Annotated in this window: 12 protein-coding genes and 1 pseudogene; 4 read left to right on the forward strand and 9 right to left on the reverse strand. The window is 72.2% G+C overall.

The features are described from left to right. Nucleotides 1-21: 21 nt before the first annotated feature. The gene (locus tag ACZOOI_RS05770) at nucleotides 22-1,026 is read right to left on the reverse strand and encodes an alpha/beta fold hydrolase (RefSeq protein WP_465279738.1); all 1,005 of its coding nucleotides are present in this window, start codon (nucleotides 1,024-1,026) and stop codon (nucleotides 22-24) included. Nucleotides 1,027-1,174: 148 nt separating this feature from the next. Here ACZOOI_RS05770 and ACZOOI_RS05775 point away from each other — a divergent pair, with 148 nt between their 5' ends. Both ACZOOI_RS05775 and ACZOOI_RS05780 read left to right on the forward strand, forming a co-directional pair. Further along, a complete protein-coding gene (locus ACZOOI_RS05775; RefSeq protein WP_465279739.1) occupies nucleotides 1,175-2,341 on the forward strand; it encodes an aromatic ring-hydroxylating oxygenase subunit alpha in 1,167 nt (388 codons plus the stop codon). 439 nt (nucleotides 2,342-2,780) lie between these two features. Next, entirely contained in the window at nucleotides 2,781-4,316 is a 1,536-nt protein-coding gene (locus tag ACZOOI_RS05780; protein WP_465279740.1) for an outer membrane protein assembly factor BamB family protein, read from the forward strand. On the opposite strand, the gene ACZOOI_RS05785 is transcribed toward ACZOOI_RS05780, so the two are convergent. The 7 genes and pseudogenes from ACZOOI_RS05785 to ACZOOI_RS05815 form a co-directional block, all read right to left on the reverse strand. Continuing rightward, nucleotides 4,232-5,035 (reverse strand): urease accessory protein UreD, encoded by an 804-nt coding sequence (locus ACZOOI_RS05785; protein WP_465279741.1) that lies wholly within the window; start codon nucleotides 5,033-5,035, stop codon nucleotides 4,232-4,234. The two genes, ACZOOI_RS05780 and ACZOOI_RS05785, sit on opposite strands and share 85 nt — an antisense overlap. 137 nt (nucleotides 5,036-5,172) lie before the next feature. Further along, nucleotides 5,173-5,853: pseudogene (gene ureG / locus ACZOOI_RS05790) on the reverse strand (urease accessory protein UreG); the annotation flags it as partial. Beyond that, the gene (locus ACZOOI_RS05795) at nucleotides 5,843-6,532 is read right to left on the reverse strand and encodes an urease accessory protein UreF (RefSeq protein ID WP_465279742.1); all 690 of its coding nucleotides are present in this window, start codon (nucleotides 6,530-6,532) and stop codon (nucleotides 5,843-5,845) included. The pseudogene ureG and the gene ACZOOI_RS05795, both read right to left, overlap by 11 nt. Nucleotides 6,533-6,658: 126 nt before the next feature. Continuing rightward, nucleotides 6,659-8,380 carry an urease subunit alpha gene (locus ACZOOI_RS05800; protein WP_465279743.1) on the reverse strand — a complete coding sequence of 574 codons (1,722 nt, stop codon included), beginning with the start codon at nucleotides 8,378-8,380 and terminating at the stop codon, nucleotides 6,659-6,661. Further along, nucleotides 8,377-8,727, reverse strand: coding sequence for an urease subunit beta (locus tag ACZOOI_RS05805; protein ID WP_465279744.1), 351 nt, complete (start codon nucleotides 8,725-8,727; stop codon nucleotides 8,377-8,379). Before ACZOOI_RS05805 ends, ACZOOI_RS05800 begins: the two co-directional genes overlap by 4 nt. Beyond that, nucleotides 8,724-9,026, reverse strand: coding sequence for an urease subunit gamma (locus tag ACZOOI_RS05810; protein ID WP_020555392.1), 303 nt, complete (start codon nucleotides 9,024-9,026; stop codon nucleotides 8,724-8,726). Before ACZOOI_RS05810 ends, ACZOOI_RS05805 begins: the two co-directional genes overlap by 4 nt. 292 nt (nucleotides 9,027-9,318) lie before the next feature. Further along, nucleotides 9,319-11,328: a S9 family peptidase gene (locus tag ACZOOI_RS05815; protein ID WP_465279745.1), complete on the reverse strand. Its 2,010-nt coding sequence runs from the start codon at nucleotides 11,326-11,328 to the stop codon at nucleotides 9,319-9,321. 95 nt (nucleotides 11,329-11,423) lie between these two features. Here ACZOOI_RS05815 and arfB point away from each other — a divergent pair, with 95 nt between their 5' ends. Together arfB and ACZOOI_RS05825 are read left to right on the forward strand one after the other, a co-directional pair. After that, nucleotides 11,424-11,846: an alternative ribosome rescue aminoacyl-tRNA hydrolase ArfB gene (arfB, locus tag ACZOOI_RS05820; RefSeq protein ID WP_465279746.1), complete on the forward strand. Its 423-nt coding sequence runs from the start codon at nucleotides 11,424-11,426 to the stop codon at nucleotides 11,844-11,846. Nucleotides 11,847-12,097: 251 nt separating this feature from the next. Further along, complete coding sequence (locus tag ACZOOI_RS05825; RefSeq protein ID WP_465279747.1) at nucleotides 12,098-12,601, forward strand: ATP-binding protein; 504 nt, start codon at nucleotides 12,098-12,100, stop codon at nucleotides 12,599-12,601. Between the two features lie 12 nt (nucleotides 12,602-12,613). Here the strand turns inward: ACZOOI_RS05825 and ACZOOI_RS05830 are convergent, their stop codons facing one another. Then, a complete protein-coding gene (locus tag ACZOOI_RS05830) occupies nucleotides 12,614-13,486 on the reverse strand; it encodes a DUF1206 domain-containing protein (RefSeq protein ID WP_465279748.1) in 873 nt (290 codons plus the stop codon). Nucleotides 13,487-13,504: the final 18 nt, after the last annotated feature.

Raw genomic sequence — 13,504 nt, forward strand, 5'->3', positions numbered from 1 at the left:
GCACCCGCGGCTGGCGGGCCGTCAGCCGGCGGACGGCCCGGCCGCCACCGATCCGGCGGAGGCCGGGCCGCTTCCGTCCGGGTCGCCTTTGTGCGCGCCGGCGTTCGCGGCTTCGGCGAGCAGGCATTCCTCGGCGAAGGCCAGCACGCGCAGGTGATAGGCGCGTGCGGCGTGGTGCAGGCTGATGTTGTGCCCGACACCGCGTTGGACATGGGTCTCCACCCACCGCGCGCCGACGAGCAACTCGCGTGCCTCGGCCGGCACTTCGGGACCGGCCGGTTGGGATCTCTCGAACTCGGCCACGGTCCAGTGCACCGGCGACACCACCCGCGCCAGCACCCCGGGCAGGGTGTACGGGCTCTGCCGCACGTCGACGAACTCGGCCATCGGCACCGGGGCCGCCACCCGCCCGGCCCGGGTGAGCAGGGCCGGATCGTAGGAGCCGGCCGGTCCGAAGAAGGTGTCCGGCGCGCCGCCGCCCGCCGACGGCACGAACGCACCCTCGGTGGGGACGGTGGCGAACTCGGCCAGCCGCTCGGGGGTATACCGCAGCGGCGCACCGCCGACCGCGACCCCGAGCAGGTCCCGGCCGCGCTTGTCGGCCGCCATCCGCAACGCCACGAGCGCGCCCATCGAGTGCGCCGCGAGGAATACCGGCACCGGACCCGACCCGTCCGGCTCGGCGGCGACCGCGGCCTCGCCGAGTTCGTCGAGCAGCGCGAACAGCACGTCCACCTGCGCGTCCAGCCCCTGTCGCTCCCGGGCCAGGCCCACGGATGCGCCGTAACCGGGTCGGTCGATCGCCAGGACCGTCCAACCGAGCGCCGCGCCCAGCAGGAGCAGCGAGCCCTCGGCCGCGCCGTCGCGGTGCCAGTAGGCGGCGCGCGAGCCGCCGCCGTGGATCGCGAGCAGCAGTCCGCGCGCGGGTACGCCGGGTTCGGGGCGGGCGAGCAGACCCGACAGGGTCATGCCCGCGATGTCATAGCCAACGTTCTCGACCCGGCCGGGCATGGTGCTGACCTCCACGTGCGATTGCCCACTGATGAGACCACATCGCCCCGCGGGTCATTGACGGGGTATCGGCCCCGGCCAACAATGTAACGGTGTAACAGAGACATGGTCGGAGTACTGAATCTCCCCATTCCGGACATCTCCCAGACATCGGAGTCACCCCTTGAAGCACCAGGACGTGGTCGCCACCGGGCGACGCATCATCGAGCACATCACCAACCGCACGCTCGACCTGGGCGCGGCGCCCGCCGTCCTGGACGGCTCGTGCTTCACCGATCCGGAACGGCACGCCCGCGAGCGCGAGGTGCTGTTCCGCCGCACCCCGCAGGTGATCGGGTGGGCCGGCGAGGTGGCCGAGCCGGGCGACTTCATCGCGCGCGACGTGGACGGCGTACCGGTCCTGGTGACCCGGGACCGGGACGGCGAACTGCACGCGTTCCTGGACGCGTGCACGCACCGGGGCATGCAGGTCAGCCGGGACGCCCCGGAGACCGAGGGCCTGTCCGGCACGGGCTGTGGCAGCGCGCAACGTTTTCGCTGCGGCTATCACGGCTGGACCTTCGGCAACGACGGCGAACTGACCGGGCTGCCCTCGCGTCCGCAGTTCCCGGGCATCGACCCGGCGAGGTTCGGCCTGCGTGCGCTGCCGGTCGCGCTGTCCGCCGGCCTGGTCGTGGTCGGGTTGCGCCCGGACGTCGAGGTCGCCGGCGCGCTGGACGAACTGGAGGACGCCTACGCGGGTTTCCCGTACCAGCGCACGCGCGCGGTGGTCAGCGAACGGTTCGACCTGGCCTGCAACTGGAAACTCTCGGTCGACATCAACGTCGAGGCGTACCACGTGCCGTTCCTGCACACCGCGACGATCAACGGCATCGTGCTCAACCACGGCATCGTCGACACCTGGGGCCCGCACACCCGGTTCGCCGTCCCGATCGTGGGTTTCGAGCAACTCGCCGAGGTGCCCGAGGAGTCCTGGCCCGCGCGGCTGCCGATGGTCAACGTGCAGACCGTGCTGCCGTCCACCGTGCTGATCGAGAGCCCACTGAGCACCACGATGTTGCGGATCTACCCGGGCGACCGGCCGAACCGCTCGATCGTGCACATGACCGAGGGCACCTGGGAGCCACTGGACGAGAGCAGCATCGCCATGGCCCGGGCCAACCACGAGACCAACAAGCGGGTGCTGGTGACCGAGGACTTCCCCGGCGCCGAGTCGTGTCAGCGCGGCTTCGACGCGGGTCTGCCGAGCATGGTCGCGGGCATGGGCGAGTCGGCGGTCGCGCACTGGCACCGGGTGTGGGACGACGCACTCGCCTCGGCGGGGTATTGAGCGCCCCGCCGGCAGCCGCGGGCGGCGGGCGGCCGGGTCCGGTCCGCGGCCGGGTTATGATCGTCCTGCTCGCGAAACGCTGTGCGGTTCGCGAAGGAGGCGCCTTTGGCCGGGCGCCTCCTTTTCTTTGCCCGGATCCGGTCGCGTTCCCTGCCCGGACCCCGTCACGTCTGCCCCGTCGGGGCCGGTCCGGCCCGGTGACCGAGCCGGTCGCGAACCCGCGTGGACCCGGGTCCGTTCCGCCCGGTGTGGACCCGGGTCGGGCCGAAAGCCGGATCCCGGGCACCGCAGCGGCCGTCCCGGGCGCCTCGGACATCCCTCCCGCATCACCCGGAGGAACCGTTTCCGGATCGTATTTCCGCGCTCTATCCGTGCCGCCGCCCAGGTCCTACTCTGCTCTCCAGCAAGCACGTCGACAGGTCCCGGAAGGGCGTGGGCGATGCCCGGAGTGCGGACGCTCGGTGAGGTGCTCGACCACGACGGCCCGCTTGCGGAGGGGCCGCTGCGCGAGGTCGCGGCGGGAATAGCCGACGCCCTCGCCCGAGTGCACGCGATCGGACTCGTGCACGGTCGGCTGGGCCCGGACCAGGTGCTGATCACCCCGTACGGGCCGCGGGTGACCGGTTTCGCCGGCCGCACCGACGCGGACGGCGGCGGCGACCCCTCGGAGGACGTGTACGCGTTCGGCACGCTGATCACCCTCGCCGGCGGCGGCACGCCCTCCGCCGAGTTGAGCCCGCTGCTCCGGCGCTGCCTCGACCCCGACCCGGGGCAGCGCCCGACCGCGGTGGACGTCGATCGGGTGTTGACCCCGCGGGCGATGGTCCTGGTGCCGCCGGCCGCACCCGTCGAGGAGGCCGCCGACATGCCGCAGGCGGTCCGCGCCGAGGATCCGCCGACCGGTCGCGGGCTGACCCGGCGCCGGTTGCTGATCGCGGGCGGGTTCGCGGTCACCGCGGCGACGGTGACCTCGGCCGGCATCGCCTTCGCCCGGTTCGCCGACCAGGGCCGGCCCCGGCCCAAGACGCGGTGGCGGCGTGCGGTGGAGGGTCGGGTGACCACGCTTCAGGTCTTCGACAACGTCGCGTACTGCACGACCACGGAGAACGTGGTCATGGCGCTGGGCACCGAGACCGGCGTCGCGCTGTGGACCGCACGCACCGAATCGATGGTGTGGTCCGAGCCGGTGGTCTCCGGGACCGCCGTGTACCTGGGCTGTGTGGCCGGGCAGCTCTGCGCGCTCGACCCGGGCAGCGGCGAACGCAGGTGGCAGCAGAACGCCGGCGATCAGATCCTCGGCGCACCGGTCGTGCTCGGCTCTTCCCTGGTGGTCGGCACCCGGGACGACCGGGTACTCGGCTTCGACATGACGCAGGGCGCGCACCGGTGGGAGTGGTCCGAGCCGCAGGCGCGCGGCGGGGTGATGCCGGCGGTCTTCGCACACAGCGCCGGCGACGCGGTGTACCTGACCTACACCGACGGCACGGTGAGTGCGATCGCGCCCGAACGCAAGGAGCCCCGCTGGAGGATCCACCTCGCCTCGCCGATCACCCGCCCACCGCACGTGATCCGTGATCTGGTGTACGTGGTGACCGGGTTCACCCTGGTCGCGCTGAACAGCGCGACCGGCGACATAGTGTGGCGCTTCCGCGGCACCCCGGACCTGACCGCCCCGGTGGTGGCGGAGGACGTCGTCTACACCACCGACGTCGGCACGCTGTACGCGCTGGACGCACACAGCGGCGCGGAGCGCTGGCGACAGAGCACCGGCGCCAGTGTGCCCAGCCCGGTGGCCCTGGTGAACGGCACCGCCTATGCCGGCGGTACCGACGAACTGCACGCCTTCGACGCGGAGTCGGGCCGGCGGTACTGGACGCATGCGCTGCCGACCTACCTGACCGCGGCTCCCGCGGGCACCGACGAGGTGCTGCTGCTGGGCACGGCCGGCTCCGAACTGGTCGCCCTGGAAACCTGATCCGCCGGGATCGGCGCCGCCACCAGGGCGCGCCGTGCGGCCATCGCGTCGCGCGCCGTCACGGTCACGAGTCGGCCGCCGCCGGCCGGATCGCACACCGCGCGCCCGGGGGCGCTCGGCAGCCGGTCGGGCGGGGCGGGCAGGGTCAGCCGGGAGGCCACCACCGTCCCGCCCGCGGTGCCCGCCGGACCACGCCAGCCCGGGTGCGCGGCGGGCCCGTAGGCACTCTGCTGGCGCAGCACCGGGCGCCCGCCCACGATCACGTCCCAGCGCGAGCGCACGTCGCCGCAGGGCTCGCCGGCGCGCCCCAGGACCAGCGTCTCCTGGACGAACAGGCGCGCGTCCGAGGCCGGTTCGGCCCGTACGTGGGTATCGAAGGTGGCCCGCGCGGCCACCACGACCGGCTCCGGCAGCCACTCCAGCAGGCCGCCGGGGCCGATCACCAGGTCCACCCGCTGCCGGGCCGGGGTGCCGTCGCCGATCAGGATCACCGCCGCGGCGGCGGTGCGCACCCGCAGTCGCGCGCCGGCCCCCACCTCCACGCGCAGCATCAGATCGTCGCCGCCGATCGGTCCCGCCGCGCCGCCGACGAACACCACTTCGGCGGTGTCTCCCGGGACGGACACCTCGCGCGGCAGCAGCGGCACCTGTCCGCGCAGCTCGGCCAACACCGTACGGCCGTGCCGAAGTTCCGCGCGAACCACGGCGGTTGCCCTCACCCTGCGGCCGATCCCGCGGTCGGCGAGAGCGGGGCCGAGGCCGGGACCGAACCCGTCGCCGGGGCCGAGCGCGCGACCGAGCCCGGGGCCGGGGCCGGGGCCGTGACCGGCGCCGAGCCCGCGACCGGAACCGCCGTACCGGCCTGCCACGCGGTGATCTGGGCGAGCACCCACGCGGCGACCACATCCGCGCCCGGGCTCTCGCGCAGCGACAGGAACGCCACGGGGGTGCCCGGCCGCATCCGGGCCGCGTCGCGGTCCATCACCGCCAGGTCGGCGCCGATCTGCGGGGCGATGTCGGTCTTGTTGATCACCAGCAGGTCGGAACGGGTCACCCCGGGGCCGCCCTTGCGCGGGACCTTGTCGCCGCCGGAGACGTCGATGACGAACATCTGCACGTCGGCCAGTCCCCGGCTGAAGGTCATGGTGAGGTTGTCGCCGCCGGATTCGATGATCACCAGGTCCAGGTCCGGGTGTGCCGCCTCCAGGTCCTCGACCGCGTCCAGGTTGCCGCTGATGTCGTCGCGCACGGCGGTGTGCGGGCAACAACCGGTCTGCACGGCGGCGATCCGGTCGGCCGCCAACACCCCGGCGGCGCGCAGGAAGTCGGCGTCCTCGGTGGTGTAGATGTCGTTGGTGACCACCGCGAGCGAGAAGCGGTCGGCAAGGACCCGGCACAGCGCGGCGACCAGCGCCGTCTTGCCGGATCCCACCGGCCCGCCGATGCCGATGCGCAGCGCTCGCGAGCCGGGCACGGCGGGCGCCGGCGAAGTGTGCGTGCGGGTACCGCCGTTGCCGGGGGTGTGGTCAAGATGCAAAGTGGACGACCTCCTCGTGGACGTGCAGTTCGGCGCAGACGTCGAGCCCGACCGAGGACCAGCACGGCAACCGCTCCCAGTCGCCGTCGGCGAAGACGGTGCGCGCCGCGTCGGCGGCCTCCGCGGCGACCTGATCGCAGTGCCCGGCCATTTCGGCGAGCACCACGGTGACCGAGATCGGGTCGAAGGACAGCAGTTTGACCGCCGCCGAGGCGGGCCCGTTGACCACGTTGGTGGCGGCGAGCACGGCCGCCTCGCGCTCGTCGAGCCGGGCCCGGGTGGCCGCGGCGCCGAGCACGATCGCGTGGTGCGGCGAGACGCCCAGCGTGGCCCAGGGTTCGGTGGGCCAGGCCGCCTTGGCCACCCGGCGCAGCGACCTACCCTGTGCGCGCGAGGCGGCCCGGGCGGGCGCGGAGGCGGTCCGCGCGTCGAGTTCGGCGTCGAGTTCGGCCCAGGGGGCGACCTCGGGCATCGTGTACGGGCCCGCGGTCAGCGCGGCGACGGCGGCGAAGGCCGCCTGCACCGCGCCGGTGCCATAGAGCTTGCCGAGCAGGAATTCGGTGAGTGTGTCGAGGTCGTGCACCTCGCCCCGCAGGACGGCGTTTTCCAGGCCGCCCGAGTGCGCGTAGCCTCCGGCCGGCAGCCGGGAGTCCGCGAGGAGGAGAAGTCCAGCACCCATGAGTACCACCTCTTACTGGTCGTAACGTGTCGATGTCGGTCCTGGCCGGTCACCGCAGTCACAGTTCTACATCCTGACGGTGAGTCAGCTTGCATTGACCCTCCGTCAAGAAGCATTCATGCGCAATCAGAACAGGAAATAACGTTGCGCCATCGGCAGGGTTCCGGCCGGCGCCGCGACCACCTTCTCGCCGTCGATGCGCACCGAGAAAGTCTCGGGATCGACCTCGATGTGCGGCATGGCGTCATTGAGTGGCATGGCCGACTTGCCCCTTCCCCGCACGTCACCGGTCGGCACGAGTCGGCGGTCGATGTTCAGCCGTCCCGCGAGCCCGTCCTCCAGCGCCGCCGGAGCCACGAAGTGCACCGATGTGGCCGCGGCGGTCCGCGCCGCCGCGCCGAACATCGGTCTGGGCAGCACCGGTTGCGGCGTCGGAACGGAGGCGTTCGCGTCGCCCATCGCGGCCCACGCGATCGCCCCGCCCTTGACCACCAGATGCGGCCGGACACCGAAGAACTTCGGGTCCCACAGCACCAGGTCGGCGAGCTTGCCGACGGTGACCGAGCCGACCTCCTCGTCGAGGCCGTGGGCGACCGCCGGGCAGATCGTGTACTTGGCCACATACCGTCGGGCCCGCAGGTTGTCCGCGGCCCCGTCGCCGGGCAGCGCACCGCGCCTGACCTTGTTCACGTGCGCGGTCTGCCACGTGCGCAGCACGGTCTCGCCGACCCGGCCCATCGCCTGGCTGTCCGAGCCGATCATCGAGATGGCGCCGAGGTCGTGCAGCACGTCCTCGGCGGCGATGGTCGAGGGCCGGATCCGCGATTCGGCGAAGGCGAGGTCCTCGGCAACGGCCGGATTCAGGTGGTGGCAGACCATCAGCATGTCGAGGTGTTCCTCGACCGTGTTGACGGTGTGCGGCCGGGTCGGATTGGTGGACGAGGGCAGGATGTTGGGCAGGCCGGCCACGGTGATGATGTCCGGCGCGTGTCCGCCGCCGGCCCCCTCGGTGTGATAGGCGTGGATGCTCCGCCCGCCGATCGCGGCCAACGTGCCCTCGACGAATCCGGTCTCGTTGAGCGTGTCACTGTGCAGCGCGACCTGGATGCCGGCCGCGTCCGCCACCCGCAGCGCGGCGTCGATCACGGCCGGGGTCGAGCCCCAGTCCTCGTGCAGCTTGAGCCCGCCGGCGCCGGCCCGGATCTGCTCCCACATGGCCTCCTCGGACACGGTGTTGCCCTTGCCCAGGAGCACGAAGTTGATCGGCACCTCGTCCAGCGACTCCAGCATCCGGGCCAGGTGCCACGCACCGGGCGTGACGGTGGTCGCCTTGCTGCCCTCGGCGGGCCCGGTACCGCCGGCGACCATCGTGGTCACCCCGGCGGACAGGGCCTCGGGAAACTGGGTCGGCGAGATCAGGTGCACGTGACAATCGACGGCGCCGGCGGTCAGGATGCGCCCGTTGCCCGCGATGATCTCGGTCGACGGCCCGATCACCAGGTCCGGATGCACGCCGTCCATGATGTCCGGATTACCGGCCTTGCCGATCCCACGGATCCGCCCGTCGCGGATGCCGATGTCGGCCTTGACGATCCCCCAGTGGTCCAGGATCACGGCCCCGGTGATCACCGTGTCGGGGGCGCCCTCGGCGCGGGTGCGCGGCGACTGCCCCATCGACTCCCGAATCACCTTGCCCCCACCGAAGATCGCCTCGTCCCCGGCCGCCCCGTGCGGGCGGGTCAGATCCTCGGTCACCTCCACCAGGAGTTCGGTGTCGGCGAGCCGAATCCGATCCCCGGTGGTCGGCCCGTAGAGCAACGCGTACCGATGCCGATCGATGGTGGTCATCGCGTGTCCTCCCGGTCCAGATCGCCCCCGCGCCCGACCCGGAGCCCCGGCACCACCCGCGCACCGGCCAGCGGCACCAACTCCACCTCGCGGCCCACCCCCGGCTCGAACCGCACCGCCGTCCCCGCAGGCACGTGCAGCCGATGCCCCCAGGCCGCCGCCCGATCGAACTCCAACGCGTCGTTGGCCGCCGGGAAATGCAAATGCGACCCCACTTGAACGGGCCGATCCCCGGTGTTCACCACCACCAGCGTCAACACCACCCGCCCGGGATGGAGCGGGATCTCCTCCTCGCCCAACAGGATCTCCCCGGGCACGACGGCCACGAGCGACCTGCGCGGCTTCACGGGATCGGCCGATGCACGGTCACCAGCTTGGTCCCGTCCGGAAAGGTGGCCTCGACCTGCACCTCACCCACCATCTCCGGGACACCCTCCATCACGTCATCGCGCCCCAACACATGCCGCCCCGCCTCCTGAAGGTCCGCCACAGACCGCCCGTCCCGAGCCCCTTCGAGCAGAAACGAAGCCAACACCGCGGTCGCCTCGGGGTAATTGAGCCGAAGCCCTCTGGCTCTACGCCGCTGCGCCAGGTCGGCCGCATAGGACACCATCAACCGCTCCTGCTCATGCGGGGTCAGCAGCACGTCGTGCCCCTCCTCCGAGGTCGTACCGACTCGTTGCCCTCGAAGCCTGACCGCTTCGTGTTTCCCACCGAAACGGCGCATGTTAACGCGGTGTATCCAAACCCTCACGCATCGGCGCCCGATGGGATCGACGGATAGGCCGACAAACACCGTGCGATCGGCGCCGCCACCGCATCGACGCGCTCGCGTCGCAGCCCGGGTCGCGACCCGGCGCGAGCACGACGAAGCAGCCCCGCCCGGCCGGGATCCCTCGGCCGGGCGGGGCTGTGCGCGGATCCGCGCCGCGGTCGGCTCAGAAACCGCCGCCCGGCGGCGCCTCGATCTCGTCCGCCGGGGTGAAGCCGAAGACCTTGCCGTAGAACCACAGTTCGGCTTCCAGGGCGCGGATGATGTTCTCCGATCGCCGGAAGCCGTGCTGTTCGCCCTCGAACGCCAGGTAGACGTAGGGGAGTTGCTTCTCCTTCAGGGCGGCCACGATCAGCTCGGCCTGGGCCGGCGGGACCACCTGGTCCTCCAGCCCCTGGAAGACCGCGAGCGGACTGGACAGGTGCTCGGTGTGGTTGATCGGCGAGCGCGCCCGGTACACCGCCTCGGCCTCGGGATAGGGACCGACCAGGCGATCCAGGTAGCGCGATTCGAACTTGTGCGTGTGCCGGGCCAGCGCGGCGATATCGGCGACGCCGAAGTGGCTCGCGCCGGCGGTGAAGTCGTCACCCGCCACCAGTGCGGCCAGCGTGGTGTAGCCGCCCGCCGAGCCGCCGCGGATGGCCAGCTTGGCGCCGTCCACGACGCCGGTGTCGGCCAGGTGCCGGGCCACCGCCGTGCAGTCCTCGACGTCGACGATGCCCCACGAGTCGTACAGCAGGTTGCGGTATTCGCGGCCGTAGCCGGTGCTGCCGCCGTAGTTCACGTCCGCCACCGCGAAGCCCCGGCTGGTCCAGTACTGGATCCGCAGGTTGAGCACCGCCGGTGCCTGCGCGGTCGGGCCGCCGTGGATGGACACGATCAGCGGCGGCAGTGCGCCCTCGGGCGCCCGTACGTCCGGGTTCTTCGGCAGGTACAGCAGCGCGTGCGCGGTGCGACCGGCCGCGGACTCGAACTCGATCGGCCGCGGTGCGCTGAACCACTCCGCGCCGAAGCCGAAGTCCCGGGCCGGACGCAGTCGTTCGATTTGCAACGCGGTCGCCGTGCCGGGCGCGAGCCGGACCCGACGCGGCGCGTCCTCGTCGTCCGGACCGCCGCCGACGAGCAGCACGCCGCCGGGCACCGCGGCCAGGTCGGACAACCAGGTCAGCCCGGTCTCCACCCGGGTGGGCGACTCCTCGGGGCGGGTCGGATCGACGATGCCCAGGTGGGCGAAGCCGCCGGAGTTGACCGAGCAGGCGATCCGGCCGTCGTCGAGGAAGGCGTAGAAGCGCTCGCCGAAGACCCACTGCGGGCCCCCGATCTCCGCCTCGACCGGCGCCACCGCCTCGACCTGACCTCCCGCACCGACCCGGTACAGGTTCCACCAGCCGGTACGGTCCGACGCGAACCACAGCGCGCCGTCGGGTCCCCACTCCGGCTGGACCACCGACTCGCGCCCACCGCCCGCGACCACCTGCGCGCCGGTCGGCCGCGGCCCCGCCTCGATCGCCGCCACCATCAATTCGGCGGCGTCCCACGGCATGTCCGGATGCGACCACTGGGTCCAGGCCAGCGCCGAGCCGTCCGCGGCCGGGCGCGGCGAGGACACGAAGTCCGGGCCGGTGACCAGGACCCGCTCGCCGCCGAGGCCGTCCAGCGGCAGCGCGACGATCTCGTTGACCGCCTCGCCGTGCGCCTTGACCGCGGCCGGCTCGTGGCTCTCGCGCACCGCGATCAGCCACTCCCCCGGCCCCCACTGCCCGGCCGGCACGATCGTGCAGTCGGCGTAGCGCAGGCCCGCCTCGGTCTCCGGCTCCGCGGTGATCGGCACCGGCGCCGCGTCTCCCGGCGCGAGCCGGTACAGGCGCTGGTCCGTCCAGTTCGCGAAGACCAGCACTCCCGCGCGAACCGTCCAGGCGGCGCCGCCGTACTCGTGCACACGGGTGCGGGCCGAGAAGCCCTCCGGGAGCACGTCCTCGGGAGATCCGCCCGGCCGTAGTCGCACCAGTTGGATGCGCCCGCCCTCGGACGGCCGGCCCTCCGACCACCACACGTCCCGGCCGTCGGCTCGGATGTCGCCGGGGTTCGCGGCCCCTTCCACCAAGCGCTCGGCCGTGATCGGCGAGGGCCAGGAACCGTATGTCTTCGTCGCGTCGGCGTTCATGTCGGCACTCATGCCCCGATCCTCTCCATCCGGAGCCGGGAAAGCATCCGGCAGAGCCCTCGAAAACCGGGTCGACCCGAGCGGGTTGGACGCGGGATCATGTGCGTATGACGACAGATCTCGACATTCGCGGCGTGGTGATACCCGCCGCCGAGCTGTCGTGGCGGTTCTCGCGCTCCTCCGGACCGGGCGGGCAGTCGGTGAACACCACGGACAGCCGCGCCGAGGTGTCCTTCGACCTGGGCGCCAGCACGATGCTGCCCGACGTGCTCAAGGAGCGCGCCCTGCGCCGACTGGAAGGGCGTCTGGTGGACGGCGTGCTCACCGTCGCCTCGTCCGAACAGCGCTCCCAGCTGATGAACCGGCAGAGCGCGGTGCGCCGACTGGTCGACATCCTGGTCGAGGCCACCGCCCCGCCCCCGCCGGCACGGCGGCCGACCAAGCCCTCGCGCGGTATGCGCGAGCGCAGGCTGCGCAACAAGCACCATCGCAGTGAGATCAAACGACTGCGACGCTCGACCGGGGACTGATCCCGAGTCCGAACAGGGTCCGAACCGGACGCAAAGTCGAGATGAAGTGTCGCTTACCGAAGCATTACGGATCACACCCGGAAAACCACGCCACAAGCACGATTCGCCATCGCACACTGCCAACGCCGGCAAGACCACCCGCGAAACGCAGTGAACGAAGCGAAGGACACCGGGATGCCCTCCCCCGCACGTGCAGCACACCCGCCCCAGCCGATGACCGTCCCGGCCGCGTACCACTCGTCGAGTCATCCGTGACCGCCGTCGAGCGGGCCCGTGCCCGCGCTCGACACGACCGGCGTACCTCGACGGACCCCCGGCACGACACCGAGCCCGACCATCGGCCCGGCCCCGTGTTCGTCCGCTGGACCATCGCGCCCACGGTCGCGGGCGTACCCGAGGTCCGACACCGCCTGCGCGACCTGTTACGCGCCTGGGGGGTGGCCGAGGAGATCGAGGAGACCCTGCTCCTGGTCGCCACCGAGTTGACCTCCAACGCGGTCCGACACGCCGCGATCCGCACCGAGCGGATCCGGATCACCGCCTCGCACAGCGGCTCGGAGATCCGCCTGGAGGTCGCCGACGACCATCCGTTCCGCCCGCACGCGCTCCTGGAGACCGGCCCCGAGGCCGAGGACGGCCGGGGGCTGATGATCGTCAAGCTGACGGTGGCCGAACTCGGCGGCCGCATCGACGTGCTGCCCTGCGGCACGGGCAAGAGTATCCGGGTCACCCTGCGCGGGGACGCCCGCGGATAGCCCCTCCCGGCCTCAGCGCACCCGCCGCCAACGCGCCTCACAGAACGAATACAGCCCGAACACCACCAGGCCCAGCGCGATCACCACGAGCAGTGCGGGCCCCATCGGCGTCTCGGCGAACGAGCGCAGCGTCTCGTCGACGCCCTTGGCCCGCTTCGGGTCGAACTTCACCGCCGCCACCAGCACGAACACCCCGGCTGCGGCGAACACCACGCCTCGGCTGATGCCGCCGATCATCCCGAGCAGGTCCACCACCCGGCGCTGGAGCGGGCTCATCTCCCCCGTGTTCAGCTTCTCCCGGAACTTGCGCAGCGCGTATCGCACGGCCATCCCGATCCCGAAGCCGAGCAGCACCAGTCCGGCCAGGCCGACCAGGTACCGGCCGCCGGGCCAGTCCAAAGCCTTGGCGGTGAGGTCCTTCGAGGTCTTGTTGCTGCCGCCGCCCTGGTCCTGGCCCTTCCCGCCGCCGCCGTCGCTCGCGGTGAGCGTACGGATCAGCGAGGCGACCACGAAGCCGTAGAAGATCGCCCGGCCCAGCGACATCAGGCGTTTGCCCGCCTTGTCGCCGTCCGGCGCGGCCTGCCCGAACGCGGCCTCGACCAGCCGCCACAGACACATCCCGATCAGTGCGACGACCAGCACCCACAACATCGCCTCGCCGAACGGCTTGTTGCCGATCTCCTCGACGGCACCGCCGCGGTCGGCCTCCTGGTTCTTGTCGCCGAAGGCGATCTGCACCGCGATGGCACCGACGAGGATGTACAGCAGCCCGCGTGCGGCGAGGCCCGCACGGGCAAGGCCGACCATCACCTTGCTGTCCGCGGCCTGCCGCCCCGCGGACTTGGCCGCCCGACCCGATCCGGCCATGGAAGCTGACCCTGACATGTCGTATCCCCAATGCTT

It is taken from the genome of Embleya sp. L77 (assembly GCF_055557415.1).

Bases quoted from the DNA above. Each gene is read 5' to 3' on its own strand.
- ACZOOI_RS05780 (WP_465279740.1), top strand. From the start codon at position 2,781: ATGCCCGGAGTGCGGACGCTCGGTGAGGTGCTCGACCACGACGGCCCG.
- ACZOOI_RS05795 (WP_465279742.1), bottom strand. From the start codon at position 6,532: ATGGGTGCTGGACTTCTCCTCCTCGCGGACTCCCGGCTGCCGGCCGGA.
- ACZOOI_RS05800 (WP_465279743.1), bottom strand. From the start codon at position 8,380: ATGACCACCATCGATCGGCATCGGTACGCGTTGCTCTACGGGCCGACC.
- ACZOOI_RS05815 (WP_465279745.1), bottom strand. From the start codon at position 11,328: ATGAGTGCCGACATGAACGCCGACGCGACGAAGACATACGGTTCCTGG.
- arfB (WP_465279746.1), top strand. From the start codon at position 11,424: ATGACGACAGATCTCGACATTCGCGGCGTGGTGATACCCGCCGCCGAG.
- ACZOOI_RS05830 (WP_465279748.1), bottom strand. From the start codon at position 13,486: ATGTCAGGGTCAGCTTCCATGGCCGGATCGGGTCGGGCGGCCAAGTCC.